Below are 26,035 nucleotides of genomic sequence, written 5' to 3'. Positions count from 1 at the left end.
TGCTGCGCTCACATCAGGGCGCCAGCGGCAAAATCCGTCTCGCGCGGGTGGGCGACAATGAATGTCAACACGACCTAGGATCAGCCACCGTCTGGCGGATGCCGGGAGGCGGTTGCGCCAAACAGGAGGGAAATTACACCCGTAGCATTGACGTACCGGCGGCTGCGGAGCCTGTCAGCAGGCCTGGTAACTGCCGCTGTTGCCAGCGGTGAAACAGGCCTGCATCACGATGCCCCCATCCGCAGCACAGCGCCCGGGTTCATGATGCCCCTGGGGTCCAGCGCCGCCTTGATCGCCCGCATCGCAGAAAGTTTCGCGGGGTCGCCGTAACGTTCCAGCTCCCCGACCTTGAGTCGCCCGACGCCATGTTCCGCACTGAACGATCCGCCGACCTCATGAACCAGGTCGTGAACGGACCGCTGCACCTGGTCGCGTTGACTGCTGTAGGCGTTGCGGGATTTTCCTTTTGCAGGGAAAACATTGTAATGCAGGTTGCCGTCACCCAGATGCCCGAAGCAGTTGATCCGGAAGTCACCCAGATCGGCGATGCGCTTTGCCCCCGCTTCGATGAAATCGGGCAAGGCGCGCAGCGGGACGGAGATGTCATGGCTCGATACCGCGCCGATGATGCGGTTGGCCTCTGGCAATTGTTCGCGAACGGCCCAGAAATCCGCGGCCTGCTGGGCATTTTGTGCAATCAGCCCATCGGTGACCAGCCCCGCCTCCAGCGCGGCCACAAGCAGCCTTTCCATCGCTTCGGCGGCATCCAGGCCGCCGTTCAGGCCCAGTTCGATCAGCACGCACCATTCCGGCGGCGTGGCAAAAGGCTGGCGCACATGCGGCAGCACCTCGGTCAGGAAGTCGAACCCCTGACGGTTCATCAGTTCAAAGGCGCTGATGGCCTCGCCCAGCTGGCTGCGCCCCAGCGAGAGCAGCTCAAGTGCCGCGCGGGGAGATGGCACAATCAGCAGCGCCGTGCCGGTCTGCTCTGACTGCGCAAAGAGCTTGAAGGCGGCAGCGGTGATCACCCCCAGGGTCCCCTCCGCCCCAATCAGCAGGTTGCGCAGATCATAGCCGGTGTTGTTCTTGCGCAGCCGGGTCAGCCCGTGCCAGATCTGCCCGTCAGGCAGTACCGCCTCCAGCCCCAGGCAGAGGTCACGGGTATTGCCATAGCGCAGCACCCCGGTGCCGCCCGCGTTGGTGGCAAGGTTGCCCCCGATCCGCGCCGACCCTTCGGCGGCCAGTGACAGCGGGAACAGCCGGTCCGCCGCATGTGCGGCCGCCTGTACATCGGCCAGGATCACACCCGCCTCGGCCACCAGCACGTTTTCGTCGGCATAGACCTCGCGCACCGCGTTCATCCGTTCCAGCGACAGGACCATCGGCGCGGGCTCGTCGGGGATCACCTGCCCCGCAACCAGCCCGGTGCCGCCGCCATAGGGGATCACGCCGACGCGCGCCGCATTGGCGCAGCGGATCAGGGTGGAGACCTCCTCGACCGTGCGCGGCAGGGCCAGCAGGCCGATCAGGCCCTTGAAATAGCCCCGCGGCTCTTCGGCATAGCGCGGTTCGACGGGGCGCAGGACTTCGGCGGGCAAATGGTCCAGCAGAAGGGCTTCGAAATCTTTATCGGCAGGGTTCAGCATGCCACTTGATCAGCCCTGGCCGCGCCGGATGCAAGCCCAATAGCGTTTCCGGTTCACGTTGAAACGCCAATACCCTGCCACGCCTTCGGCGCTCCCGGGACATCGGCGATGCCTTGTTGCAAGGAATACCGGAAACACTTTATCGCGCGACGTTGATATAGGAGGGGTTCAGCACCATGATCGTGGGCCGCGACGGCAGCCGGTCGAGTGAGACGCTGAGGTTGGCGCTTTCCAGTTCCACCACCTGGAATTCATCCGACATCCCGGTCAGGAAGGCATCCAGTGCATGGCCTGAAAACCAGTGCATCGGGATCACGATGGAGGATTTGAGCCGCCGGATCACCTGCATCATCACCGGCAGCGGCAGGGTGTATCCGCCATCGACCGGGGCCATCAGCACGTCGATCCGGCCCAGCGCGGCATATTGCGCCTCGGTCGGTTCGTGGTGCAGATGGCCCAGGTGGCCGATGCACAGGCCTGCCATCTCGAAGACGAAGATCGAATTGCCCTCCGGCTCCACCTCGGAAAACTGCGAGCGGATGTCAGTGGATACGTTTCGGATCAGCACTTCGCCCAGGTCGACCTCGTGGTCGATGCCTTCTCCGAACGGGCCCCAGCCCGGCAGCGCATGGGGAATCGCCGGGTCGGGAAAGGGGGTCCAGTGGCTGTCGTGGGCGTGGTTCATCGTCACCACATCCGGGATCAGCGGCAGTGTCCCGGTAAAGCCGGTGTAATCCGTCACCATGTTCAGCCCGCCGTGGCTACGGATCAGAAAGGAGGCATGGGCGATGTAATGCAGGTGCACCGTTTCGGGCGCCACATCGGGCAGGTTGGCGGGGATCACATGCGCAATGCCCGGCGTGGCATCCGCCAGGGCAATGCAATGGCTTGGCGTGCGGTCCTGCGCCGAGACGGCGACGGGCAGCACCAGCGCGGCAAGGATCAAGGTGAAACATCGAGGCAACATGGCAGACCCCCTGCCGATCAAACTAACACGCGCTTTCGATATTTCGAGCGGTTTGAACAATGCGGTTTGCCAAATCCCGCTGCGGCGATGCATGCTGCCCGAAAAACAGCAGAAAGACCTGAGATGCTTGCCAAAAGAAACTGGGTGCCTGCCGCCAGCGAAGCCCTTGTCCAGCGGGTTGCCACCCGGACCGCTGCCGCCGATACCGGCCAGACCGCAACGCGGATTGACGCGCTGATCGCGCAGAACCGGGAAATTCACGAACGCGCCTGTTTCAACCTGAACCCGGCCACCAACGTCATGTCACCCCGCGCCGAAGCGGCACTTGCCAGTGGCATCGGCACCCGGCCCTCGCTGGGGTATCCCGGCGACAAGTACGAAATGGGGCTTGAGGCCATCGAAGAGATCGAAGTCATTGCCGCCGAACTTGCCGCAGAGGTTTTTGACGCGGCCTATGCCGAAATCCGCGTGCCTTCCGGTGCCCTGGGAAACCTTTACGGCTTCATGGCGCTCTGTCAGCCGGGGGATACGATCATTGCGCCGCCTGCCTCTGTCGGGGGGCATGTGACGCATCATGCGGCCGGTTGCGCCGGGCTCTACGGGCTCAGGACCGTGCCCGCACCGGTTGATGCAGACGGCTATTCGCTGGACATCGACCAGCTGCGCAGGCTGGCCCATGAGGTGCGCCCCAAGCTGATCACGGTCGGGGCCTCGCTGAACCTTTTCGAACATCCCGTGGCGCAGGTGCGGGCCATCGCAGATGAGGTCGGCGCGAAAGTGCTGTTCGATGCGGCGCATCAATGCGGGATCATCGCCGGGCGCGCCTGGCGCAATCCCCTGAAAGAGGGTGCGCATCTGATGACGATGAGCACCTACAAGAGCCTTGGCGGACCGGCTGGCGGATTGATCGTGACCGACGATGCGGCCATTGCCGAACGGCTGGACGCCATCGCCTTTCCCGGCATGACCGCGAATTTCGATGCGGCCAAATCGGCGGCTCTGGCCCTGACCCTTCTGGACTGGGTGGATTACGGGGCCGCCTATGCTGCTGAAATGATTGCGGTGGCGCAGGCGCTGGCCGAAGCCCTGGACGCCGAAGGGCTGACGGTGTTCGGCAAGGCGCGCGGCTTTACCCGGTCGCATCAGTTCGCGGTCGAGGCCGAGGCTTTCGGCGGCGGCCAGACCGCATCAAAGACGCTGCGCAAGGCCGGGTTCCTGGCATGTGGCATCGGCCTGCCGATCGCGGAGGTGCCGGGCGACATGAACGGCCTGCGCATCGGCACGCCCGAACTGGTGCGCTGGGGTGTGGGTGTGGCGGATGCCAAACCGCTCGCTGCCATGATTGCCCGTGCGCTGCGGTCAAACGACCCCGCCGGCATGGCAGAGGAGGTGCGCGCGTTTCGGGCAACCTTTGACAGGCTGCATTTCGTGGGCGGCAATGCGGGAGGGTAAAATACCTGGCCAGGCAGGGCATGCCGCGAAAAATCCGGGCGAAACCCATCTGTTTCCATAGAATCGCCATTGTTGTGTGATCGTTTCGTCATCGCGTTCGGGGAATTCCGTGTATGATCACCCCGACGTAATTGTTCGCGTGCGACCCAGGGGACGGCGGTTGTGCGTTTGGTACCAGTTTCGCCAATGTCCAAGGAGGGATTGCCCCCGTGTCCACCGAGTTCGAAAAGGCAAGTGACATAGCCGAATATCTTCTGCGCCGCACCGGCGTCGCATTGATGTGCGGCGACTTCGACGCATTTGCGCCCTGTTTCATCCTGCCCCAGCATCTCGAAACCATCGAGGGGCGCCGTTTTGTGACCGACAGGGAAACACTGCACCAGATCTTCCGCGCCGTGCGCGCCAACTACCGCGAACGCGGCGTGACCCGGGTGGTCCGGCATTGCGTGGAGGCCAAGTTCAAAAGCAAGAACCTGGTCGAATCCCTGCATGAGGCGCGCATCTATCGGGGCGAGGAACTGCTACAGCCCCCCTATCAGACCTATTCGTGGCTGGAACGCCGGGATGGCCCGGACTGGCGCGTTGCCTACAGTCTTTATGCAATCACCCAGGCCGAAACCCTCAGCAACGCCCTGTTGTCGGTAGAGGCGCAGGCGCGGACGGCAACTGTGCATTAGAACGCGCGGGGGCGGCTTGCACCGGGCCGGTGACATTGAGGTATCGGCTCCGCGCGGTCCCAGCCCTATCCCGCTTCCGATTTGCCCCGCCGGTCACCGCGCAGCGCGGCATAGAGCACATGGGTCCGCCAGCGCCCGTCGATTTGCAGATAGCTCTGCGCAACGCCCTCGTATTTGAAACCGGTCTTTTCCAGCAACCCGCGCGAGGGGCCGTTTTCGGGCAGGCAGGCCGCCTCGATCCGGCTCAGGTCCATGCGGGTAAAGGCGTGATGCACCATCGCCTCGATCGCCTCGCGCATATAGCCATGCCTGGCAAAGGTTTCTCCGGTCCAATAGCCCAGCGTGGCCGATTGCGCGGGGCCCCGGCGCACGTTGTCCAGCGTGATCGCCCCCACCAGGGTCCGATCCTCGCGCCGGATCAGGAACAGCGGCATGGCGGTGCCGGAGTTCACCGACCGCTGCGCCCAGTAGACCCGGTTGGTAAAGGCCTTGCGCGTCAGGTGGTCTTCGGCCCAGGCCGGTTCCCATTTGGTCAGGTAATCGCGGCTTCTGATCCTCAGGCTGGTCCAGTCGCGGAAATCGGCATGTTGCGGCGGACGCAGGGTCAGCCTCTCTGTTTCGATGCGTATTTTCCGTTTGACCAACAGCATCAGGCAGCGCGTCGGGCCTGTAACGCATCCAGCGTCGGCGCGTTCTCCACCGGGCCGTAGAGCGCCAGTGCCGCCGGCGAAATCTCTGCCATATGTTGCGCCAGGTCGCGCACATCACCGGTGGTCACGGCATCGATTTTCTCGATGGTCTCGGACAGGGGCGGGATGCGGTCCCAGATCTGGATCAGCCGCGCCAGCCGTTCGGCCCTGTTGGAGGGGCTTTCCAGCCCCATCAGCAGGCCCGCTTTCATCTGTGCGCGGGCGCGGGCAACCTCGGCCGGCGACATGTCACTGGCGGCACGTTTCATTTCGTCAATGGTGATCTCGGCCAGCTCCGGCAGCTGCGCGGCAGATGTGCCCGCATAGATCGTGGTCATGCCGGTGTCGGCATAGGCCCCGGCCTGGGCAAAGATCGTATAGCACAGCCCGCGGTTCTCGCGGACCTCCTGGAACAGGCGGCTCGACATGCCGCCGCCCAGCGCGGAGGCATAGATCTGCGCCACGTAGATATCGTCGGCACGGTAGCCGGGCGATTCGAAACCCAGCGCGAAATGGGCCTGCTCCAGCGCCTTGATCTGCCGGGTCTCGCCGCCCCGGAAGGTCGCGTTCTGCATCTGGAACATCGGCTTGGCCTGCATGTCGCCAAACAGGGTCTCTGCCAGCTTCACGATCTCGTCGTGGTTCACGGCACCGGCGGCGGCAAGGATCATCTGGTCGGGGCCATAGTGATCGGCAATGAAACCCTGCAGGTCCTGGCGGTTGAAATTCGACACCCGTTCGGTCGGCCCCAGAATGGTGCGTCCCAGCGGCTGATCAGGATAGGCTTCTTCCTGCAACCAGTCGAAAATCACGTCATCGGGGGTATCCAGCGCCTGTCCGATTTCCTGCAGGATCACGCCGCGCTCGACCTCGATCTCCCTGGGGTCCAGCACCGGGTTGCGCAGGATGTCGGCAATCACGTCCAGCCCCAGCGCCACGTCGTTTTCCAGCACCCGCACGTAATAGGCCGTCACCTCGCGCGAGGTATAGGCGTTGATATAGCCGCCCACATCCTCGATCGCCTCGGCAATCTGGAGCGAGCTGCGTCTGGCCGTCCCCTTGAACGCCATATGTTCAAGGAAATGTGCGATGCCGTTCTGCTGCGGCGTCTCGTGGCGTCCGCCCGCAGTCACCCACACCCCGACGGAGGCCGAGGCGAGCCCCGGCATATGTTCGGTCACGATGCGAAAGCCATTGGGCAGGCGGGTCTGGTTCAGGCTCATGCGGAAAGATTTTCCTTGATATGTTTTTTCAGGGCACCGAGATCGTTGTCGATGCGTGTGAAACGCTCCGGCCGGTCAAAAAGGTCCGCCATATGCGGCGGCAGGTCAGGGCGCAATCCGGTGGCAGCCTCGACCGCATCGGGGAATTTTGCCGGATGTGCCGTGGCCAGTGTGACCATTGGGGTGGTCGCGTCACGATGTTCCTCGGCGACCTTGACCCCCACGGCGGAATGCGGACAGAGCAGCTCGCCCATGGTTTCACGGGCGCTTGCGATGGTGGCGGAGGTCTCCTCTTCCGAGGCGCGGCCCGAGCGGTAAATGGCCTGCAGGGCCTGCATCGCACCCTGGCTCACGTCGAAACCGCCCCGCCCCAGCTCGGCCATCAGTTGCCCCACCGCGTTGCCGTCGCGCCCGTAGGCATCAAACAGCGCGCGTTCGAAGTTCGAGGAGACCTGGATGTCCATCGAAGGGCTGATCGAGGGATGTACAGTGGATTTGTGATACCCCTGCCCCTTCAGGCAGCGGTCCAGGATGTCGTTCTGGTTGGTGGCCACAACCAGGTCGCGGATCGGCAGGCCCATCCGCTTGGCGATATAGCCTGCGAAGATGTCACCGAAATTGCCTGTGGGCACGGTGAAGCTGACCTCGCGCTCAGGCGCGCCAAGGCTGACAGCGGCAGAGAAGTAATAGACCACCTGTGCCAGCACCCGGCCCCAGTTGATCGAATTGACGCCTGCCAGCTTTACACTGTCGCGGAACTCGAAATCGTTGAACATATCCTTCAGCCGGGCCTGACAATCGTCGAAATCGCCATCGACGGCCAGCGCATGCACGTTGGATTCCGACGGCGTGGTCATCTGGCGGCGCTGCACGTCGCTGACCCGGCCATGCGGGTAGAGGATGAAGACATCCACGTTGCTCAACCCCCGGAACGCCTCGATCGCCGCCGATCCGGTATCGCCCGAGGTCGCGCCGACGATGGTCACCCGGTCGCCCCGGCGGGCAAGCGCCGCCTGGAACATCTGGCCGATCATCTGCATGGCAAAGTCCTTGAACGCCAGCGTCGGGCCGTGAAACAGCTCCAGCAGGAAATGGCCGGGGGCCAGCTGCACCAGCGGCGCGCGGGCGCCATGGCTGAACCCGGCATAGGCACGGTCGATGATGGCGCGGAAGGCGTCGTCGCTGAAGGTATCCCCGATAAAGGGGCGCATGACGGCAAAGGCGGTTTCCTCATAGCTCTTGCCGTGCAGTGCCGCGATCTGGTCGGAGGTCAGGGTCGGAATCACCTCCGGCACATAGAGCCCGCCGTCGCGCGCCAGCCCGGTCAGCATCGCCTCTTCAAAGGTCAGCGCGGGGGCCTGGCCCCGTGTGGAGATATAGCGCATGGGTTCAGCTTTCGGTTTTGGCACGGCGGCGCAGGAAATAGAGGGACATGGCGGCCCAGATTGCCGCCAGCGAAAACCATGTAATGGCATATTGCAGATGATCGTTCGGGATACGCGACGTGTCCACGGGCAAGGGCGACACCGGTGCCGCGTCATACGACAGGGCGCGCGCAACCACCAGCACCGGTTCGCTTTGCAAGAGCTGTGACATGGCGGTGACATCGCGGGCGAACCAGATGTTGCCGTCAATGTCCGGGGCGGGTGTGAAACTGTCGGTCTCCTGCGGCCATTGCAGGTTGCCGGTGATTGTCACCGGCCCGTCCGGAAGCGGGGGTGCAACCGCCTCGTTGGGGATGTAGCCCCGATCCACCAGCAACCGGCGATCTCCGGTGTTCAACGCGGTGATCAAACGGTAGCCCGCGCCCTGATCTTTCTGCGAGACAAGTACACGCAGGGTCTGCCCTTCAAAGCTTCCGGTAACCTCGACGGGGAGATAGGCTGCCTCTTTTGGGTCGGGCTGCTCCGGCAGGGGGACGGCGGGTGCCTCGATCCTGCCATTGATCTCGGCCAGGATGCCCTGTTTCCAGGTCAGGCGCTGCACCTGCCAGACGCCGAGGCTGATCAGGATGGCGGCACCGCCGAGACCGATGAGGATGACAAAAAGCGCGCGGCTCATGCAGGGGTCCGTGTTGCAACGAAAAAGCGCGCGAAGCGGATCGCGCGCTTTGGGGTTTTAGGCGACGGGGCGGCGGATGCAACCCCGCGCGAAGGATCAGCCCGCAGGCACGCCCCAGATGTAGACGGCAAAGAACAGGAACAGCCAGACGACGTCCACGAAGTGCCAGTACCATGCAGCGGCCTCGAAACCGACATGCTTCTCGGGTGTGAAATCACCCCGCATGGCACGGATCAGGCATACCGTCAGGAACACGGTGCCGATGATCACATGTGCGCCGTGGAAACCGGTGGCCATGAAGAAGGCGGAAAAGAACGCGTCGCCGCCAAAGGTCCATTCGTGATGCAAAAGCAGCTCGCCGTATTCATAGGCCTGCAGCGCGGTAAAGGCGATGCCCAGTACGATGGAGATTGCCAGCCCGCTGACCAGGTCCTTGCGGTTGTTTTCATGCACCAGCGCATGGTGCGCCCATGTCACGGCGCAGCCCGACAGCAGCAGGATCAGCGTGTTGATCAGCGGCAGGTGGAAGGCGTTCACCGGGTCGAAGACCGGCGGCACGTATTCCGAGCCCACATATTCGTTCATCGGGTAGAGGGCCTGTTTGAAGAAGGTCCAGAACCAGGCGACAAAGAACATCACCTCGGACATGATGAACAGGATGAAGCCATAGCGCAGGCCGATGCGCACGACCGGGGTATGATCGCCGATGTGGCTTTCTGCGACGACGTCCTTCCACCAGGCGAACATCACGTAAAGCACGCCCACAAAGCCGCCCCAGAACAGGAACGGTGTCACGTCATGCATCCACAGGACAGCGCCGAACAGCATGGCAAAGCCGCTGATCGCGCCGATCAGCGGCCAGCTGGACGGGGCGAGAATATGGTAGTCGTGGTTCTTAGCATGGGCCATGTGCCGGGGTCCCTCTTGATTAATTCAGGTCTGTTGCTGTCTCTGCATCAAGGGCGGCATAGCCCTCGGGCAGATCAATTTCGTAGAATGTATATGACAGGGTGATGGTGTGTACATACTTGCCATCCCTGTCATTGACGATTTCGGGATCGACATAGAAGCTGACCGGCATCTGCACGGTCTCACCGGGGGCGAGAACCTGTTCGGTAAAGCAGAAACAGTCGATCTTGTCGAAGAACGCCCCCGCGGAATAGGGCGTCACGTTATAGCTGGCCTGCCCGGCGATGGGCCGATCCGTGGGATTATGCGCCTCGTAGAAGGTAAGGGCGGTCTCGCCGATGCGCACTTCCATCTCGCGCTCCACCGGCTTGAAGCTCCAGGGCATGCCGCTGTTGAGGTTGCCGTCGAAGCGGACCTTGATGGTCTGGTCGAGGATATTGTCGCCGCCGCCGCCCACGACCTGCGGCACGCCGCCAAAGCCGGTGACCCGGCAGAACCAGTCATAGAAAGGCACGGAGGCCCATGCCAGACCGCCCATGAGGACCACAACAGAAACGGTTTGAAGAACTGTCTTCTGCGGACCGGTAATTGCCATCAGTCCTGCCCCCCGACGGCGGCGGGCGGATTGGCTGTTCCCGGCGCGCGGGTGAAATCGGTCTGGGTAATCTTGACAAAGGTCAGCACCATGACCAGCACCACGAAGCCGCCCAGCATCAGGCCGACGCCGACGTTGCGGCCCTTGCGTCTTGTGTGAATCTCATGCTCTGCGCGAATGGCCATTACCAGCCTCCCATGCCCCAGGTCCGCAGCGTCGCCTCGACCAGGATCGCGCCGAAGTGCAGGAACAGGTAATACAATGACAGACGGAAGAACTTGCGCTCCACCAGATAATTGTCCGCTTCGGCCGCTGCCTCGTCCCGCTGCCAGATGCGCCATGCGCCGATCAGGAACAGCAGGTTCAGCACCACCGATACGGTCAGATAAATATAGCCGCCGATGGCGGTAAAGCCGGTGCCGACAGCCAGCAGCGCAAGCAGCACGGTATAGGCCATGATGTGACGGCGTGTGGCCGGGCGGCCGTGGGTCACGGTCAGCATCGGCACATTCGCATCGTCATAATCGGACCGCATGAACAGCGCCAGCGCCCAGAAATGCGGCGGCGTCCACATGAAGATCAGCGCGAACATCAGCCAGGCCTCGACCGAGAAACTGCCGGTTGCGATGATCCAGCCGATCACCGGCGGAAAGGCCCCTGCCGCGCCGCCGATCACGATGTTCTGCGGTGTCGCACGCTTGAGCCACATGGAATAGACGACGGCATAGAAAAAGATGGTGAACAGCAGCATGCCGGCTGCCAGAAGATTCGCGGAGAGGCCCAGCATCATGACAGAGAGGAGCGAAAGCCCCACGCCCAGCGCCAGCGCCTCGCCCGGTTGCACCTTGCCTGCCGGAATGGGCCGCTTGGCCGTGCGGCGCATCACCGAGTCGATGTCCGCGTCCCACCACATGTTCAGCGCACCCGAGGCCCCCGCGCCAATGGCCACAAAGAGGATGGAGGCGAAACCGATCACCGGATGCACCGACACCGGTGCGGCCAGCATGCCGACCAGGGCCGTGAAGACCACCAGTTGCATCACGCGCGGCTTCAACAGGGCAAAGTAATCACCCAGTTCCGCTTCGTTTTCCAAGGCTGGCGTTTGGCTGACGTCGGTCATGGGACACCTTTAGCTGGCAACAGGGTGGACAGCATCCACCATACAATCACTGCAGGCCACTCGGGGCCTGCAGGTCGGGCGCGGTGACGGACACCGCGCCGCGAGGATCAGTCAGCCGAAGCGACTGTCAGAGTCTGGGGAATACCGGCGTATTCCTCCTTGGCCTTGCCCAGCCAGTCGGCATAGGCGGCTTCGGACACCACTTTGACAGTGATCGGCATATAGGCATGGGCTTGGCCGCAAAGTTCGGAACACTGGCCGAAATAGACACCTTCACGCTCCGCGCTGAACCACAGTTCGGCCAGACGGCCCGGCACCGCATCCTGCTTGACGCCAAAGGCCGGAACGGTCCAGGCATGGATCACGTCAGAGCCGGTGACCTGCATCACGATGGTCTTGCCCACCGGCACGACAACAGCGGTATCTGTCGCCAGCAGCCATTCGTCACGCGAATAACCGGCGGCTTCAAGCTTGGCCACCATGACATCGTCCAGGGTGTTGGCGATGGCACCTGCGGCTTCGTCCTCGGCTGTCAGGGTGGCGGGCGCGCCGATCATGTAGCTGTCAAAGCCGAAACCTTCGTCCACGTATTCATAGGACCAGTACCACTGGTTGCCGGTCGCCTTGATGGTGATGTCGGCTTCGGGAATTTCCTGCTGGCGGAACAGGATCGGCAGCGAATAGGCGCCGATCAGCACCAGAATCACGATCGGACCAACCGTCCAGGCAATTTCGATGGGTGTATTGTGGGTAAAGGACGACGGGTTCGGATTCCGCTTCTTGCCGTAGCGCAGGATCACCCAGATGATCAGACCGGTCACGAACAGGGTGATCAGGGTGATGATGACAAGGATCAGCCAGTCGAGATCATGAATATCCTGTGCCAGCCGGGTCACGGCAGGCTGAAAGCCCATTTTGCCGTCCACGGGCGTACCGATGACCTCAAGCCCATCAATGCGCAGATTGTCCTGGGCCAGTACCGGCATGGCCCCGAGGCCTGCCAAGAGCGCGCTAAGAGAGAGAAGTTTTTTCATAAGTCGTCCTGATCTTGTGACCATGTTTGGCTACGGTTTCGCCGGAAGAAGCAGATGATCCCTGCCCGCCCCGTTGTAATCTGGGTGCTTACAATCATATTCTATCCTCAAGATAAAGCCACTTCGATTGCGGCAAACAGACGCGATGCGCATTTTGTGGCACCAATTCAGGACAATTTCATGAGCAGCACCCCCTTTTCCCCCTTCAACGACCTGCTGGACCGCGATGCGGCCCTGAAAACCCTGCGCGAGGCCGTTGCCGGTGCCGATGATGGCGAGCTGTTCTTTGAACGGCGCCGGTCGGAGGGGCTGATGTTCGATGACGGGCGGCTCAAGACGGCAAGCTATGATGCCTCCGAAGGGTTCGGATTGCGCGCGGTGCGTGGCGAGGTGGCGGGTTACGCCCATTCCACCGAAGTCTCCCATGCCGCGCTGGAACGCGCCTGCGAGACTGCGCGCCTGGCCGTGGCAGACGGCGGCGGCACCTGGGCCGATGCGCCGGAGGGCACCAACCGCAAGCTCTATACGGACGAGGATCCGATCGCCGGGGCCGCCTTTCCCGTCAAGATCCAGACTCTGCGCGAGATCGACGCCTTTGCCCGCGATCTGGACAGCCGGGTGGTGCAGGTCAGCGCCAGCATTTCGGCCTCGCTGCAGGAAATCGAGATTCTCCGGCCGGAAGGCACCTCCGTCAGGGACGTGCGCCCGATGACGCGGGTGAATGTCTCGGTCATCGTCGAACAGAACGGCCGCCGCGAAAGCGGCACGGCAGGCGGCGGCGGGCGGATCGGGCTGGATGGCATGCTGGCCCCCGAAGACTGGCAGGCCAAGGCGCGCGAGGCGCTGCGCGTCGCGGTGGTCAACCTTGATGCCGTGCCTGCCCCCGCGGGTGTGATGGATGTGGTGCTTGGCCCCGGCTGGCCCGGTATCCTGCTGCACGAGGCCATTGGCCACGGGCTGGAGGGCGATTTCAACCGCAAGGGGTCGTCGGCCTTTGCCGGGCTGATGGGCCAGCAGATCGCCGCCCCCGGTGTCACGGTGCTGGACGACGGGACGATCCCGGACCGGCGCGGGTCGATCAGCGTCGATGACGAGGGCACGCCCTCGGCCAGGAACGTGCTGATCGAGGACGGGCGGCTGGTGGGTTACATGCAGGACCGGCAGAATGCGCGGCTGATGGGGGTCAAGAGCACCGGCAACGGGCGGCGCGAATCCTTTGCGCATATTCCCATGCCGCGCATGACCAACACCTATATGCTGGGCGGCGATGCAGCCCCCGGCGATATCGTGGCGGACCTGCGCGATGGCATCTACGCGGTGGGATTCGGTGGCGGTCAGGTCGATATCACCAATGGCAAGTTCGTGTTCTCCTGCACCGAGGCCTACCGGGTTCAGAACGGCGTGGTCGGCGCACCGGTCAAGGGGGCGACGCTGATCGGCGACGGTGCCACCGCGCTGAAGCAGATCAGGGCCATCGGCAATGACCCCAGCCTTGACCCCGGCATGGGCAATTGCGGCAAGCAGGGCCAGTGGGTGCCGGTGGGCGTGGGCCAGCCGACGCTGATGATCGGCGGGCTGACGGTAGGCGGCTCTGCCACCTGAACCGGCACTGCCGTTGCGCCCTTCATGATATACCGACCCTTGCCGTCAGGCAGGCAGTTTGTGCCAAAACGGCAGCAGTTGATTCACGCCCTGTTAACCGCGCTGTCCTATACCTGATTCTGCAACGGACGGAGACACGGGATGACTGACAAGGACCAACATCCTTCTTCCACTCACCCCCCACTCCCACCCACCCCGGAAGACGAACAGCTTGCCCGGCTTCGTCTGTTGCGCTCGCGCCGGGTCGGAATAGCGACGTATAAACGACTGCTGACTGAATACGGCACTGCGCAGAACGCGCTGGCCGCGCTGCCGGAGGTGGCGCGCGCCGCAGGCGTTTCCAGCTATACCCCCTGCCCCGAGGGCGTGGTTCTCGCTGAATTGAAAACCGCCCGTGCTGCGGGCGCGCAATTGCTGGCACTGGGGGAATCCCCCTATCCCGAACCACTGGCGGAACTTGCGGATGCGCCGCCCTTTCTGTGGTGTCTGGGCGATCCCGCACTGCTGTCGCGGCCCATGGTTTCCCTGGTGGGTGCGCGCAATGCATCGTCGCTGGGCACTAGGATGGCGCGCGCCCTGGCACATGATCTTGGTACCGCGGGATATGTCGTGGTCTCCGGCCTTGCGCGCGGGGTCGATGCCGCCGCACATCTGGGCGCATTGGACAGCGGAACCATCGCCGTGCAGGCGGGCGGTGTCGACGTGATCTATCCTGCGGAAAACGCCGAACTGGCCCGCGACATTGGCCGCCGCGGGTTGCGGCTTTCCGAACAGCCCTTTGGCCTGCAACCGATGGCGCGCCACTTTCCCAGCCGCAATCGCATCATATCGGGCCTGTCGCGCGCCACGGTGGTGGTGGAGGCTGCCGCGAAATCCGGCAGCCTGATCACCGCGCGCGATGCGCTTGATCAGGGCCGCGAGGTGCTGGCAGTGCCGGGTCATCCGCTGGATGCGCGTGCGGCAGGCTGCAACATGCTGATCCGCGACGGGGCGATGCTGGTGCGGTCCGCGGTGGATGTCCTGGATGCCCTGTCGGAAAGCACCCCGTTCAATGGCACGGTGCCGGGCACTGCCGAAAACCTGTCTGGCCTGCGCGCGCCCGCCTCGGCGCCACCGCCCCGGCACAGCCTGAAGGACGCCGCGCGCCTGCACCAGCAGATCCTGTCACGTCTTGGCCCGTCGCCCCTTGCCGAAGACCAGTTGATCCGCGATCTGAAAGCCGCACCGGCGCAGGTCGCACCGGCGCTTGTCGACCTCGAACTTGACGGACAAATCGCGCGGCAACCCGGCGGCCTGCTGACCAGAGTGGTTTGACCATCGCCCGATCCGCGTCCCAAGGCGGCAGATGAAACAAGGTGGCGGCGGGGAAAGGCGGCCCTCATCCGCTGAGCCTTGCCGCCCCGGACCAGGAGGCATGCGAAGCGGCCAGGGCCGCAGTTTGCCGCGCGCATCGCATCGTCTGCAGAGCTGCCTTTGCCGCCATGCTGACTGCCACGATCAGCCCCTCCCGCAGCCTTCGGGGATCGGCCCGTCGGACTGAGGCGCATTGACAATCCACCCCGCCATCCCACATGACACAACGCACGAACGCGCCCGCTTTTATTATCAAGGTACTGAATTCATGCCAGTTGTTGTTGTCGAATCTCCTGCCAAGGCCAAAACGATCAACAAGTATCTGGGGGACAATTACACCGTTCTTGCCTCTTACGGCCACGTCCGCGACCTGCCGCCCAAGGACGGGTCTGTGGACACCGAGCATGATTTCGACATGAAATGGGAAGTCGCCAGCGACAGCAAGAAACATGTCAAGGCCATCGCCGATGCGCTGAAGAACGACAACGAACTGATCCTCGCAACCGACCCCGACCGCGAAGGCGAGGCGATCAGCTGGCACCTGCAAGAGACGCTGACCGCCCGCAAGTCGATCAAGAAGGACACGCCGGTCAGCCGCGTGGTGTTCAACGCGATCACCAAGGCCGCGGTAACCGAAGCGATGAAAAACCCGCGTCAGGTCGACATGCCGCTGGTGGAGGCCTATCTGGCCCGCCGCGCGCTGGATTATCTGGTGGGGTTCAACCTCTCTCCGGTGCTGTGGCGCAAGCTGCCCGGTGCGAAATCGGCGGGCCGGGTGCAATCGGTCACCCTGCGCCTGATCGTCGAGCGCGAGATGGAGATCGAAGCCTTCCGCGCCCGCGAATACTGGACCGTCAAGGCGCTGCTGGCGACACCACGGGGTCAGGAATTCGAGGCCCGGCTGGTCACGCTGGCGGGCGACAAGCTGGAAAAATTCGACCTTTCCGATGGCACCAGGGCCGAAATGGCTGTGCAGGCGATCACCAGCCGCGACCTCACCGTCACCAGCGTCGAGGCGAAACCGGCCACCCGCAACCCATCCGCCCCTTTCATGACCTCAACCCTGCAGCAGGAGGCCAGCCGCAAGTTCGGCATGGGCGCGCGCCAGACCATGAGCACCGCGCAGCGCCTATATGAAGCGGGGCACATTACCTATATGCGGACCGATGGCATCGACATGGCGCCCGAGGCCGTGACCATGGCGCGCGACGCGATCAAGGAACGATTCGGCGCCGATTATGTCCCCGGTGAGCCGCGCATCTACAAGAACAAGGCGAAGAACGCGCAGGAAGCACATGAATGCATCCGGCCCACGGACATGACCCGTGATGCGGCCTCGCTCAAGCTCGAATCGGACCAGGCCAAGCTTTACGACCTGATCTGGAAACGCACCCTTGCCTGCCAGATGGCCAGCGCCCGGATGGAGCGGACCACGGTCGAGGTCGGCAGCAAGGACGGTCAGGTCGGCCTGCGCGCCACCGGTCAGGTTGTGCTCTTCGACGGGTTTCTGCGCGTCTATGAAGAAGGCCGCGATGACGTGGTGGACGAGGACGACAAGCGCCTGCCCCAGATCAGCGAAGGCGACAAGATGGACAAGCGCGCCGTCACGCCCGAACAGCATTTCACCCAGCCCCCGCCGCGCTATACCGAGGCGACGCTGGTCAAGCGGATGGAAGAACTGGGCATCGGCCGCCCCTCCACCTATGCCAGCATCGTCACCACGATCCAGGACCGTGAATATGTGCGCCGCGAGGGCCAGCGCCTGATCCCCGAGGACAAGGGCCGTCTGGTCACCGCCTTTCTGGAGAACTACTTCCGCCGCTACATCGGTTATGATTTCACCGCCGATCTCGAAGACCAGCTCGACAAGGTCTCTGCGGCCGATGCGAATTACAAGGACGTGCTGGGCCGGTTCTGGCGCGACTTTTCCGCCGCGATTGCGGAAACCTCCGAGCTGCGCATCACCGAGGTGCTGGAAAAGATCAACGAGGTGCTGGAGCCGCATCTGTTCCCGCCCACCGAAGACGGCAGCGATCCGCGGCTGTGCCCGCATTGCGGTGCGGGCCGGCTTTCGATGCGCACCGCGCGGTCCGGCGGGGCGTTCATCGGCTGCTCCAACTATCCTGAGTGCCGCTATACGCGCCCCTTTGGCCCGCCCGACCCGGAAGCCGAGGCCAGCGCCATCCCCCCCGACGGCAAGCTTTTGGGCACCGATCAGGGCGAGGAGATCCGCGTTTTCAAGGGCCGCTTCGGGCCTTATGTCCAGCGCGGAGAGGTGACGGAAGAAAACAAGAAGCCGCCGCGCCAGTCGATCCCCAAGGAATGGCCGCCGGAGGAGCTGGAGCTTGAACGCGCGCTGATGCTGCTGTCGCTGCCGCGCGAGATTGGTCCGCACCCCGAGGATGGCGTGATGGTCTGGTCCAACATCGGGCGCTACGGCCCCTACCTCAAACACGCGGAAAGCACCTCGCACCGGGGCGGCACCAATGCCAACCTGGAAAACATCGAAGAGGTCTTTACCGTCGGCATGAACCGCGCGGTGCAGCTGCTGGCCGAGAAAGTCGCCAGCCGGGGCGGACGCGGACAGGCCGCGAAACCGCTGCGCGAACTGGGTGAGCATCCGGAAGCGGGCGGTGCCGTCAATGTGATGAAGGGCAAATACGGGCCTTACGTGAAGTGGGAAAAGATCAATGCGACGATTCCCGACACGATCGACCCCGAAGATCTGACCATGGCGCAGGCGATCACCCTGATCGACGAACGCGCGGCCAAGTCCGGCAAGAAAAAACCCGTGGCAAAGAAAAAACCGGCTGCGAAAAAGAAGGCCGCCCCCAAAAAACCCGCTGTCAAGAAAGCCTGACTGCGACAAAATGACCGCTGATCAAAGACTTGTGATTTGAACCTGCCCCCGAAGCTTGCCAGACCAGTGGCAAAACTTCAGGCGAAAGGCAGACCAATGACAGAGCATCTGAGCAAGCGCGGTTTCATCATCGGGGCAACGGCAACATTGTTTGCCCCGACTGTCCTGCGGGCAGACCCCGGCGACCTCAACCCGGTGCGGCGCAATGCGACCAGCTTTGTCTCGCAACGCTGGCAGGACCACTTTGACAGCCTGGGCAAGGCCGCCATCGTTGCCGACACCACCAGCCGCGCGCTGCATTTCTGGAGCGGTGACGGAAAGACCTACAATGTCTACCCCACCTCCGTGCCCCGCAGCGACGAGCTGACCAAGCGCGGGTATACAAAGATCGTGCGCAAGCGCGTCGGTCCCGACTGGACCCCGACACCCAGCATGATCGAACGCGACCCGGAGCTGAAATACATGCCCCCCGGCCCCGACAATCCGCTGGGGACCCATGCCATGTACCTGAGCTGGCCCGCCTATCTGATCCACGGCACCCATGACACGCGCAAGATCGGGCGGCAAAGCTCTGACGGCTGCATCGGGCTTTACAACCACATGATCGAAGCCCTGTACCAGATCGCCCCGATCGGGACGCAGGTGCGTATCGTGTAATCCGCCGGTCGGCGCGCAACCCCTGCATGAATTGACTTTGCCGCGACGCGGCGTCACAAGTTCTTCTGACCATAGCGACAGGGGATCATGCAGAATGAACAAAATCTACGCAACCGCCACCGAGGCGCTGGAAGGCGTTCTGTCAGATGGCATGCTGATCGCCGCCGGGGGCTTTGGCCTCTGCGGCATTCCGGAATTGCTGCTGCAGGCGATCAAGGAGAATGGTGCCAAGAACCTGACCTTTGCGTCCAACAACGCGGGCGTGGACGATTTTGGCATCGGCATCCTGTTGCAGACCCGGCAGGTGAAAAAGATGATCTCCTCCTACGTGGGCGAGAACGCGGAATTCATGCGACAGTATCTGTCCGGTGAGCTGGAGCTTGAGTTCAATCCCCAAGGCACCCTGGCCGAACGGATGCGCGCGGGCGGCTGCGGCATCCCCGGTTTCTACACCAAGACCGGTGTCGGCACCCAGATCGCCGAGGGCAAGGAAGTCAAACAGTTCAACGGCGAGGATTACATCCTCGAAGAGGGCATTTTTGCCGACCTCAGCATCGTCAAGGCCTGGAAGGCCGACGACACCGGCAACCTGGTGTTCCGCAAGACCGCGCGCAATTTCAACCCGCCTGCCGCCATGTGCGGCAAGGTCTGCATCGCAGAGGTCGAGGAAATCGTGCCGCGCGGGTCTCTTGACCCCGACGCGATCCACCTGCCGGGCATCTACGTGCACCGGATCGTCCAGGGCACCCACGAGAAACGCATCGAACAGCGCACCACGCGCAAGCGGGAGGAAGCATAATGGGCTGGGATCGCAATCAGATGGCCGCACGCGCGGCACAAGAGCTGGAAGACGGCATGTATGTGAACCTCGGCATCGGGATTCCGACGCTGGTGGCCAATTATGTCGGTGACAAGGACATCACCCTGCAATCCGAGAATGGCATGCTGGGCATGGGCCCCTTCCCCCTTGAGGGCGATGAGGACCCCGACCTGATCAATGCGGGCAAGCAGACGATCACCGAACTTTCCCGCACCTCCTATTTCGACAGCGCCATGAGTTTCGGCATGATCCGCGGCGGCAAGATTGCCGCGGCGATCCTGGGGGCCATGGAAGTGGCCGAAAACGGCGATCTGGCGAACTGGATGATCCCCGGCAAGCTGGTCAAGGGCATGGGCGGCGCGATGGACCTTGTCGCAGGGGTCGGCAAGGTCATTGTCGTGATGGACCACCAGAACAAGGCCGGTGAAAGCAAGGTGCTCAAGGAATGCAGCCTGCCGCTGACCGGCAAGGCCGTGGTGGACCGGATCATCACCAACCTTGGTGTGCTGGACGTGGTCGAAGGCGGTTTGAGAATTGTCGAATGCGCAGATGGCGTCACCGAGGACGAGTTGCGCGCGGCGACCGAGGCGACGATTGTCTGAGATCACCCGCGAGGTCAGCGGCAGCAAGGGCCGCTATGTCCTGACCCAGGACGGTCACGAGGCTGAGCTGACCTATTCGCGCCTTGGTGAAACCCAGGTGATCGCGGATCACACCGGCGTACCGGAAGCCCTGAAAGGCACTGGCGCCGGTCTGAAACTGGTAACACGGCTGGTCGAGGATGCGCGTGCCGAGGGTTTCAAGATCGTGCCGCTCTGCCCCTTCGTGAACGCGATGCGGCGGAAACATCCGGAATGGGCGGACGCCTTCAACGTCTGAAGGCCGGGTTGCACGATCTTTTCAAAAAGATCGGACCGGAGTTTTCAAAAACTCCGTTTCTCCCGCTGACCATGCCGCTCTGCCCTCTCGTGAGCGGCGGGCGGCGAAAACATCCGTGACTGGCGGAGGCTTTCGATGTCTGCAAGGCCGGGTGTCGCGATCTTTTCAAAAAGATCGGACCGGAGTTTTCAAAAACTCCGGTTCTCCCGCTGACCATGGCGCTCTGCCCTCTCGTGAGTGGCGGGTGGCGAAAACATCCGTGACTGGCGGAGGCTTTCGATGTCTGCAAGGCCGGGTGTCGCGATCTTTTCAAAAAGATCGGGCCGGAGTTTTTAAAAACTCCGTTTCTCGCCACTCAGTTCATCGCAGCAAATACACAGCCGTCCGAGATCAGCTCGGGCGGGGTCTTGCACAAGCCCTTGGCCACCTGGAAGGCCGCCAGCACCTTGGGCACGTAGTCGCGCGTCTCGGCAAAGGGCGGCACACCGGCGTGTTTGCGCACCGAGCCCTCTCCGGCATTATACCCTGCCAGCACCAGGATCGGGTCGCGGTCAAATTCGTCCATCAGCCAGTTCAGGTATTTCACCCCGCCGGTGATGTTCTGGGAAGACGCCAGGCTGTCCGTCACCCCGAACCGTTCCGCCGTGGCGGGCATCAGTTGCATCAGCCCCTGCGCACCGGCCCGGCTGACGGCATCAGGCTTTCCGGCGGATTCCACGGTGATCACCGCCAGCACCAGCGCGGGCGAGACCTGCGTCCCGATGGTGGAACGCAGGATGTCGATGCCGTTGACCTTGGCGATATCCTGCATCTGCTGCAGGCGCGGGCTGTTGACGCGGTCGGCCGCGCCCGCCAGCGTTGCCATCGCGGTTTCCAGACGTCCCGGACCGGATTGCGCAATATTCGGAGATACCTTTTCCCAGAACCAGTCATATTGACCAGGTTCCCTGGGCGGGATGGCCCCCGATGGCTGCGCCACGACGTCGGGGCCGACCCTGGGCTTCAGCGCTGCGGCCTGAACCGCCGGGTCGATCTGGATGCCGATCCGTGGCCGGCTTCCCGGTTTGGGGGCCTTGATCCGCTTGGCGCTGAAATCTGCAAAGGGACGCGCGCTCTCCGCCCATAGCGGTGCCGCCACCATGGCGCCCGAAAAGAGCGCGATTGCCAGAATACGATACATGCCTGCCTGCCGTTGTTTGTTTATCGGCTCGATTTTCAGACAGCTTCCCACAAAATCACTGTCGAAACCAGTAAATCGCGCCGCGCGCCCTGCCAAAACCCCTAAATCGAGGCAGGAATTGCGGCAATTTCGCCATAATTCGCCCCAAGATCTTTCGAATTTAACTAAACCCACACGTGTATCGCGGGAAATTTCGTTTAATAACATGTGCTTGTAAATTTTTTGGCCAGAGATGGGCGAAAAAACCAAAAAGTCACATTTGCCGCCAAATTCATGCCCCAATCAGACAGCTATATAGCGTCATACCAAGTCGGACAGGCGCTCAACTGAGAGAACGGCGCCACCAACGGACGGCAGGGTGTAACCTTAAAACCTGATCCTTGGAGGGACAAACCATGATGAACTTCTTCGCAAACTTCAAATCTGACGAATCCGGCGCCGTGACTGTTGACTGGGTCGTGCTGACCGCCGCCGTTGTTGGCCTGGCCGTCGCAGCCTACTCCTCGATCCAGACCGGCGCTTCCGGCCTGACCGACCGTACAGCGACATACCTGGACAACCGTACACCCGGCACCAACTAATTCTCACCTGATGGTGTGAAATTGCGGGGCCGCACTCTGTTGATCAGACTGCGGCCCCGTTTTCGTCCCGGTCGGACGATCGGGTCAACCCTCTTTAAGAGGAGCACAACCATGTTGCGCAAACTGAAGCAATTCCGAAAATCCGAACGTGGCGCAGTCACGGTGGATTGGGTTGTCCTGACTGCTGCAGTCGTCTCACTGGCGGTTGTAATTGTCGTGGCGATCCACAACGGCGCAGAAAGCGTGGGCGATGGCACTGGCACCTGGCTGGGCAATCGATTGGTCGGGAACTGACCACAAACTGACTTGACGGGCCGGCCTCCGGGTCGGCCTTTCGGGCGCTCTTCTCCGATGATCCTGACCCTGTCAGCGTCGCGGCGGCGGGCGCCCAACCCTTTCCACCGGAGAGGCAAAGTTTCGTCATATTCGGCTGCTAGGCCGGGTGTTGACAAAGAGGCGTCGGGCAATCCCGGCACGAATGAGCAAGAGGTGATAACATGCGGATGGTATTTGGACTGGTCCTTTTGGTGGGCATCGCGCTTGCCGGCGGGGCGGTATATCTGGCCAAGGATCGGATCGCGCAATACCAACTGGCGAATGCGCGCGCTCAGGAAGCCTTGTCCCAGGTTGTGCCCACGGTTTCGGTCTTTGTCGCCGAAGGCCCCCTGAAATACGGGCAGCGGCTGACCCCGGAGGACGTACGCGAAGTTGCATGGCCCGAGAATGCCATCCCCGAAGGTGCCTTTACAGATTATGCGGTCCTCTTCCCCGAAAATACGGATGAACCCCGCGTTGTCCTGCGCGCCATGGAGAAAGACGAAGCAATCATGGCGCTCAAGGTCACGGCACCGGGTGAAGATACCGGTCTGACTTCGCGGCTGGAACGCGGCAAACGCGCGTTTACCATCAAGGTTGACGTCTCCAGTGGCGTTTCGGGCTTCCTGCGTCCGGGCGACAAGGTCGATGTCTATTGGACAGGCCGCGTCAGCATCAACCGCGACACACCCAGCACCGAAGTCACCAAGCTGATCGAGGCCGGCGTGCAATTGATCGCGGTGGACCAATCCGCCGGTGGCGAGCTGAGCGAGGCGACCATCGCCCGCACCGTCACTGTTGCCGTCAGCCCGCAGCAGGTTGCCGGGCTTGCCCAGGCGCAATCGACCGGGAACCTCTCGCTGTCGCTGGTGGGTGCCGAAGATGACACGGTGGCCTCTGCCATCGAAGTGGACCAACGCGCGCTGCTTGGCATCGCTGCCGAGGAAATCAAGGCCGAAGTTGCCAAGGAAAAGGTCTGCACCATCCGCACACGGCGCGGTGCTGAAGTGGTCGAACTGCCGATCCCCTGCACCAACTGATCAGCTCCAAGGCCATCAAGGTTGTTGGAAACCAATCGCTTGACCCGGCGCCGCAGTGATGCGGCGCCGGTTCGGTTTTGCGTTATGTTGCTATTTGTCCACATAAGAAAACCAGCCGAACACCTTGATTCTTGCAATAAAATCGAAACTGACGCAGAGTGTTTCAAACGACGGGCGAAAAGACCCTACATTGAGGCGTGATCAAAAAGGCAGGTCACATGAAAATCGACAGATTTCTGAAAGCGGCTCTATTGGGCCTGACACTGACCGCTGCGCCTGTCGCAGTGCTCGCTCCCCTGACCGCCCAGGCGGATACGCTGCGGGTCATGAAACGTGGCACGAACGCGGCGCTCAACGTGCCGATGAACCGTGCGGTGGTGGTGGAAAGCGATATCCCCTTTGCCGAGCTCAGCATCGCCAACCCCGGTATCGCGGATATTTCATCGCTCTCCGATCGCACCATCTATGTGCTGGGCAAATCGCCGGGTCTGACCACGCTGACACTGCTTGACGCAAGCGGCCAGCTGATCACCAACGTCGATGTGCGCGTCGCGGCGGATGTGTCGGAGTTCAAGGAACGCCTGCGGCAGATCATGCCCGGCGAGAATATCGAAGTGCGCACCGCCAATGACGGCATCGTGTTGTCGGGCATCGTCTCTTCCACCCAGCGGCTTCAACGCGCGCTGGACCTCGCGGAGCGCTACGCCCCCGAACGGGTGTCCAACCTGATGAGCGTCGGTGGTATCCAGCAGGTGATGATGAAAGTGCGCTTTGCCGAGATGCAGCGCAACGTTTCCAAATCGCTTGGCGCATCGCTGGCGCTGAACGGGGCCATCGGCGGCACCGGGATCAACGGCGGCACCGGAACGACAAATACCTCCGGCGGGGTCGCAGGCTCGCTTGGTGGCAACATTCCAGCCGGCAACCAGAACGCGGGCGCGGTCCTCTTCGGATTCAATGCAGGATCGACCCAGGTTGGTATCCTGTTGGAAGCATTGGAAGAAAAAGGTGTCGTCCGGTTCCTGGCAGAGCCGAACCTGGTTGCACTTTCCGGGCAGGAGGCAAAATTCCTCGCCGGTGGCGAATATCCCGTCCCCGTGGCGCAGACGGACAACCGGATCTCGGTCGAATTCAAGCCTTTTGGCGTCGAACTGGTATTTATCCCCCGCGTGGTCGACAAGGATCTGATCAACCTCGAACTCAAGGCGGCGGTTTCCGCCATCGACCCGACCAACAGCCTCGAACTGGGCAACGGCATCTCGATTGCCGCCTTCACCCGTCGCGAGACCTCCAGCACGGTTGAAATGCGTGACGGTGAAAGCTTTGCCATCGCGGGGCTTCTGACCGACGACTTTACCGACAATTCCCGGCAGTTGCCGTGGATCGGCGATGTGCCGGTCCTGGGCGCCCTCTTCCGCTCCGCGGATTATCAGCGCAGCCAGACCGAACTTGTCATCATCGTGACCGCGCATCTGGTCACGCCGACCCGTGGCGAAGCGCTTGCGCTGCCCACCGACCGGATCAAGCCGCCTACCGAGAAGGACCTGTTCCTTTATGGCCGCACCGCAGAAGGCACACGCGCCCCGAGCAAGGGTGCCGCCGGCGAGGTTGCCAAACAGGACTTTGGCGGGTCATATGGTTATGTACTGGACTGAACAGATGACACCAATGCTGGCCATGAAACTCAAAGTAACCACTGCTTCGGCAGCTCTGGCCGCCCTTCTGGGCTGCGCGCCCAGTTCCGATCCGGTCTATACCCAGTTCTACAGCGAGGCGGGCGCGCTGGCCGATACCGGCTACTTTGGCAATGCGACGCTGAACAACCGTCTGGTGATGACGGGCGAGCGGCAATATACTTTCGATCTGGCCAACCGCTTTGCCAACGAAGTGACATCGGTCGTGAACTTCGATTTCAATTCATCGCAGCTGGATGGCAACGCCCAGGCGATCCTGCGCCAGCAGGCCGGCTGGATCCGCCAGTTCCCGGAAATCCGCTTCCGCGTCTACGGTCACACCGACGCGGTGGGATCGAACCGCTATAACAAGGGCCTTGGCCTGCGCCGCGCCAATGCTGTCGTGAGCTATCTGTCGACACTGGGCATCAGCCGCAGCCGTCTCGAAGCTGTGGTCTCCTTTGGCGAAACCCAGCCCCTGATCGTGACACAGGGCCGCGAGCGCAGGAACCGCCGTACCGTGACCGAGGTCAGTGGTTTTGTGGAACGCCACCCCACCGTTCTGGATGGCAAATACGCGCAGATCATCTATCGCGACTACGTCGCAAGCGGCGTGCCCCCCAGTCAGCTGAGCGATACGCTGACCGCAGGGGTCGGCGGCCAGTAATCCGGACAGCAGGGGGCCATTGGCCCCCTTCTTCT

The 26,035-nt window shown here is 62.5% G+C and carries 26 protein-coding genes; 14 read left to right on the top strand and 12 right to left on the bottom strand.

Annotated features, from left to right (window positions below; genetic code table 11):
* Nucleotides 1-224: 224 nt before the first annotated feature.
* Both O4H53_RS24340 and O4H53_RS24335 read right to left on the bottom strand, forming a co-directional pair.
* A complete protein-coding gene (locus O4H53_RS24340; protein WP_269367566.1) occupies nt 225-1,646 on the bottom strand; it encodes an FAD-binding oxidoreductase in 1,422 nt (473 codons plus the stop codon).
* Between the two features lie 139 nt (nt 1,647-1,785).
* Nucleotides 1,786-2,613 carry an MBL fold metallo-hydrolase gene (locus O4H53_RS24335; RefSeq protein WP_269367565.1) on the bottom strand — a complete coding sequence of 276 codons (828 nt, stop codon included), beginning with the start codon at nt 2,611-2,613 and terminating at the stop codon, nt 1,786-1,788.
* A 123-nt stretch (nt 2,614-2,736) separates the two neighbouring features.
* Between O4H53_RS24335 and glyA the strand changes: the two genes are divergently transcribed.
* Together glyA and O4H53_RS24325 are read left to right on the top strand one after the other, a co-directional pair.
* Nucleotides 2,737-4,065, top strand: coding sequence for a serine hydroxymethyltransferase (glyA, locus tag O4H53_RS24330; RefSeq protein WP_269367564.1), 1,329 nt, complete (start codon nt 2,737-2,739; stop codon nt 4,063-4,065).
* 209 nt (nt 4,066-4,274) lie between these two features.
* Entirely contained in the window at nt 4,275-4,742 is a 468-nt protein-coding gene (locus tag O4H53_RS24325) for a hypothetical protein (protein ID WP_269367563.1), read from the top strand.
* A gap of 65 nt (nt 4,743-4,807) precedes the next feature.
* Here the strand turns inward: O4H53_RS24325 and O4H53_RS24320 are convergent, their stop codons facing one another.
* The 9 genes from O4H53_RS24320 to coxB form a co-directional block, all read right to left on the bottom strand.
* Entirely contained in the window at nt 4,808-5,392 is a 585-nt protein-coding gene (locus O4H53_RS24320) for a GNAT family N-acetyltransferase (RefSeq protein ID WP_114272698.1), read from the bottom strand.
* Nucleotides 5,392-6,654: a M16 family metallopeptidase gene (locus tag O4H53_RS24315; RefSeq protein WP_269367562.1), complete on the bottom strand. Its 1,263-nt coding sequence runs from the start codon at nt 6,652-6,654 to the stop codon at nt 5,392-5,394. Before O4H53_RS24315 ends, O4H53_RS24320 begins: the two co-directional genes overlap by 1 nt.
* Complete coding sequence (thrC, locus tag O4H53_RS24310; protein ID WP_269367561.1) at nt 6,651-8,039, bottom strand: threonine synthase; 1,389 nt, start codon at nt 8,037-8,039, stop codon at nt 6,651-6,653. Before thrC ends, O4H53_RS24315 begins: the two co-directional genes overlap by 4 nt.
* Before the next feature lie 4 nt (nt 8,040-8,043).
* Nucleotides 8,044-8,715, bottom strand: coding sequence for an SURF1 family protein (locus O4H53_RS24305; RefSeq protein WP_269367560.1), 672 nt, complete (start codon nt 8,713-8,715; stop codon nt 8,044-8,046).
* Between the two features lie 96 nt (nt 8,716-8,811).
* Complete coding sequence (locus O4H53_RS24300; protein ID WP_269367559.1) at nt 8,812-9,624, bottom strand: cytochrome c oxidase subunit 3; 813 nt, start codon at nt 9,622-9,624, stop codon at nt 8,812-8,814.
* Nucleotides 9,625-9,643: 19 nt separating this feature from the next.
* Entirely contained in the window at nt 9,644-10,219 is a 576-nt protein-coding gene (locus tag O4H53_RS24295; RefSeq protein ID WP_269367558.1) for a cytochrome c oxidase assembly protein, read from the bottom strand.
* Entirely contained in the window at nt 10,219-10,404 is a 186-nt protein-coding gene (locus O4H53_RS24290) for a cytochrome C oxidase assembly protein (protein ID WP_114272692.1), read from the bottom strand. Before O4H53_RS24290 ends, O4H53_RS24295 begins: the two co-directional genes overlap by 1 nt.
* On the bottom strand, nt 10,404-11,339 hold the full coding sequence (gene cyoE / locus O4H53_RS24285) for a heme o synthase (RefSeq protein ID WP_269367557.1): 936 nt from the start codon (nt 11,337-11,339) through the stop codon (nt 10,404-10,406). Before cyoE ends, O4H53_RS24290 begins: the two co-directional genes overlap by 1 nt.
* A gap of 107 nt (nt 11,340-11,446) precedes the next feature.
* Complete coding sequence (gene coxB, locus O4H53_RS24280) at nt 11,447-12,373, bottom strand: cytochrome c oxidase subunit II (protein ID WP_269367556.1); 927 nt, start codon at nt 12,371-12,373, stop codon at nt 11,447-11,449.
* A gap of 180 nt (nt 12,374-12,553) precedes the next feature.
* On the opposite strand from coxB, the gene tldD reads away from it, so the two are divergent.
* The 7 genes from tldD to O4H53_RS24245 all read left to right on the top strand — a co-directional run bounded on the left by tldD (nt 12,554) and on the right by O4H53_RS24245 (nt 20,544).
* Nucleotides 12,554-13,975, top strand: coding sequence for a metalloprotease TldD (tldD, locus tag O4H53_RS24275; RefSeq protein WP_114272756.1), 1,422 nt, complete (start codon nt 12,554-12,556; stop codon nt 13,973-13,975).
* 141 nt (nt 13,976-14,116) lie between these two features.
* Nucleotides 14,117-15,289, top strand: coding sequence for a DNA-processing protein DprA (gene dprA / locus O4H53_RS24270; RefSeq protein ID WP_269367555.1), 1,173 nt, complete (start codon nt 14,117-14,119; stop codon nt 15,287-15,289).
* 307 nt (nt 15,290-15,596) lie between these two features.
* Nucleotides 15,597-18,188, top strand: coding sequence for a type I DNA topoisomerase (gene topA, locus O4H53_RS24265; RefSeq protein ID WP_269367554.1), 2,592 nt, complete (start codon nt 15,597-15,599; stop codon nt 18,186-18,188).
* 96 nt (nt 18,189-18,284) lie between these two features.
* Nucleotides 18,285-18,845 (top strand): L,D-transpeptidase, encoded by a 561-nt coding sequence (locus O4H53_RS24260; RefSeq protein WP_269367553.1) that lies wholly within the window; start codon nt 18,285-18,287, stop codon nt 18,843-18,845.
* A 94-nt stretch (nt 18,846-18,939) separates the two neighbouring features.
* Nucleotides 18,940-19,644, top strand: a complete 705-nt coding sequence (locus O4H53_RS24255; protein ID WP_269367552.1) for a CoA transferase subunit A — start codon at nt 18,940-18,942, stop codon at nt 19,642-19,644.
* Nucleotides 19,644-20,267, top strand: coding sequence for a 3-oxoacid CoA-transferase subunit B (locus O4H53_RS24250; RefSeq protein ID WP_269367551.1), 624 nt, complete (start codon nt 19,644-19,646; stop codon nt 20,265-20,267). The genes O4H53_RS24255 and O4H53_RS24250 overlap by 1 nt, the downstream gene beginning before the upstream one ends.
* The gene (locus tag O4H53_RS24245; RefSeq protein ID WP_443069638.1) at nt 20,215-20,544 is read left to right on the top strand and encodes a GNAT family N-acetyltransferase; all 330 of its coding nucleotides are present in this window, start codon (nt 20,215-20,217) and stop codon (nt 20,542-20,544) included. The genes O4H53_RS24250 and O4H53_RS24245 overlap by 53 nt, the downstream gene beginning before the upstream one ends.
* A 355-nt stretch (nt 20,545-20,899) precedes the next feature.
* Here the strand turns inward: O4H53_RS24245 and O4H53_RS24240 are convergent, their stop codons facing one another.
* Complete coding sequence (locus O4H53_RS24240) at nt 20,900-21,724, bottom strand: lytic transglycosylase domain-containing protein (RefSeq protein ID WP_269367550.1); 825 nt, start codon at nt 21,722-21,724, stop codon at nt 20,900-20,902.
* A gap of 395 nt (nt 21,725-22,119) precedes the next feature.
* On the opposite strand from O4H53_RS24240, the gene O4H53_RS24235 reads away from it, so the two are divergent.
* The 5 genes from O4H53_RS24235 (at nt 22,120) to O4H53_RS24215 (ending at nt 26,000) form a co-directional block, all read left to right on the top strand.
* The gene (locus tag O4H53_RS24235; RefSeq protein WP_114272684.1) at nt 22,120-22,305 is read left to right on the top strand and encodes a hypothetical protein; all 186 of its coding nucleotides are present in this window, start codon (nt 22,120-22,122) and stop codon (nt 22,303-22,305) included.
* Between the two features lie 111 nt (nt 22,306-22,416).
* Nucleotides 22,417-22,599 (top strand): hypothetical protein, encoded by a 183-nt coding sequence (locus O4H53_RS24230; protein ID WP_114272683.1) that lies wholly within the window; start codon nt 22,417-22,419, stop codon nt 22,597-22,599.
* A gap of 203 nt (nt 22,600-22,802) precedes the next feature.
* The gene (gene cpaB, locus O4H53_RS24225) at nt 22,803-23,660 is read left to right on the top strand and encodes a Flp pilus assembly protein CpaB (RefSeq protein WP_269367549.1); all 858 of its coding nucleotides are present in this window, start codon (nt 22,803-22,805) and stop codon (nt 23,658-23,660) included.
* A gap of 218 nt (nt 23,661-23,878) precedes the next feature.
* Nucleotides 23,879-25,315: a type II and III secretion system protein family protein gene (locus O4H53_RS24220; RefSeq protein ID WP_269367548.1), complete on the top strand. Its 1,437-nt coding sequence runs from the start codon at nt 23,879-23,881 to the stop codon at nt 25,313-25,315.
* A complete protein-coding gene (locus tag O4H53_RS24215; RefSeq protein WP_443069637.1) occupies nt 25,302-26,000 on the top strand; it encodes an OmpA family protein in 699 nt (232 codons plus the stop codon). Before O4H53_RS24220 ends, O4H53_RS24215 begins: the two co-directional genes overlap by 14 nt.
* Nucleotides 26,001-26,035 lie beyond the last annotated feature (35 nt).

Origin of the sequence: Sulfitobacter sp. G21635-S1 (assembly GCF_027213915.1) — a bacterium.
In the GTDB taxonomy this organism is placed as follows: Bacteria; Pseudomonadota; Alphaproteobacteria; order Rhodobacterales; family Rhodobacteraceae; genus Sulfitobacter.
Note: the sequence above shows the minus strand (reverse complement) of the source record. Positions and strands in the feature narration are given on the sequence as shown.

Coding starts and splice junctions, on each gene's coding strand:
- O4H53_RS24235 (WP_114272684.1), top strand. CDS start 22,120: ATGATGAACTTCTTCGCAAACTTCAAATCTGACGAATCCGGCGCCGTG.
- coxB (WP_269367556.1), bottom strand. CDS start 12,373: ATGAAAAAACTTCTCTCTCTTAGCGCGCTCTTGGCAGGCCTCGGGGCC.
- O4H53_RS24260 (WP_269367553.1), top strand. CDS start 18,285: ATGACAGAGCATCTGAGCAAGCGCGGTTTCATCATCGGGGCAACGGCA.
- O4H53_RS24240 (WP_269367550.1), bottom strand. CDS start 21,724: ATGTATCGTATTCTGGCAATCGCGCTCTTTTCGGGCGCCATGGTGGCG.
- O4H53_RS24215 (WP_443069637.1), top strand. CDS start 25,302: ATGTACTGGACTGAACAGATGACACCAATGCTGGCCATGAAACTCAAA.
- O4H53_RS24250 (WP_269367551.1), top strand. CDS start 19,644: ATGGGCTGGGATCGCAATCAGATGGCCGCACGCGCGGCACAAGAGCTG.
- O4H53_RS24320 (WP_114272698.1), bottom strand. CDS start 5,392: ATGCTGTTGGTCAAACGGAAAATACGCATCGAAACAGAGAGGCTGACC.
- O4H53_RS24300 (WP_269367559.1), bottom strand. CDS start 9,624: ATGGCCCATGCTAAGAACCACGACTACCATATTCTCGCCCCGTCCAGC.
- O4H53_RS24335 (WP_269367565.1), bottom strand. CDS start 2,613: ATGTTGCCTCGATGTTTCACCTTGATCCTTGCCGCGCTGGTGCTGCCC.
- glyA (WP_269367564.1), top strand. CDS start 2,737: ATGCTTGCCAAAAGAAACTGGGTGCCTGCCGCCAGCGAAGCCCTTGTC.
- dprA (WP_269367555.1), top strand. CDS start 14,117: ATGACTGACAAGGACCAACATCCTTCTTCCACTCACCCCCCACTCCCA.
- O4H53_RS24290 (WP_114272692.1), bottom strand. CDS start 10,404: ATGGCCATTCGCGCAGAGCATGAGATTCACACAAGACGCAAGGGCCGC.
- cpaB (WP_269367549.1), top strand. CDS start 22,803: ATGCGGATGGTATTTGGACTGGTCCTTTTGGTGGGCATCGCGCTTGCC.
- cyoE (WP_269367557.1), bottom strand. CDS start 11,339: ATGACCGACGTCAGCCAAACGCCAGCCTTGGAAAACGAAGCGGAACTG.
- O4H53_RS24230 (WP_114272683.1), top strand. CDS start 22,417: ATGTTGCGCAAACTGAAGCAATTCCGAAAATCCGAACGTGGCGCAGTC.
- O4H53_RS24220 (WP_269367548.1), top strand. CDS start 23,879: ATGAAAATCGACAGATTTCTGAAAGCGGCTCTATTGGGCCTGACACTG.
- tldD (WP_114272756.1), top strand. CDS start 12,554: ATGAGCAGCACCCCCTTTTCCCCCTTCAACGACCTGCTGGACCGCGAT.
- O4H53_RS24255 (WP_269367552.1), top strand. CDS start 18,940: ATGAACAAAATCTACGCAACCGCCACCGAGGCGCTGGAAGGCGTTCTG.
- thrC (WP_269367561.1), bottom strand. CDS start 8,039: ATGCGCTATATCTCCACACGGGGCCAGGCCCCCGCGCTGACCTTTGAA.
- O4H53_RS24295 (WP_269367558.1), bottom strand. CDS start 10,219: ATGGCAATTACCGGTCCGCAGAAGACAGTTCTTCAAACCGTTTCTGTT.
- O4H53_RS24315 (WP_269367562.1), bottom strand. CDS start 6,654: ATGAGCCTGAACCAGACCCGCCTGCCCAATGGCTTTCGCATCGTGACC.
- O4H53_RS24340 (WP_269367566.1), bottom strand. CDS start 1,646: ATGCTGAACCCTGCCGATAAAGATTTCGAAGCCCTTCTGCTGGACCAT.
- O4H53_RS24245 (WP_443069638.1), top strand. CDS start 20,215: ATGGCGTCACCGAGGACGAGTTGCGCGCGGCGACCGAGGCGACGATTG.
- topA (WP_269367554.1), top strand. CDS start 15,597: ATGCCAGTTGTTGTTGTCGAATCTCCTGCCAAGGCCAAAACGATCAAC.
- O4H53_RS24305 (WP_269367560.1), bottom strand. CDS start 8,715: ATGAGCCGCGCGCTTTTTGTCATCCTCATCGGTCTCGGCGGTGCCGCC.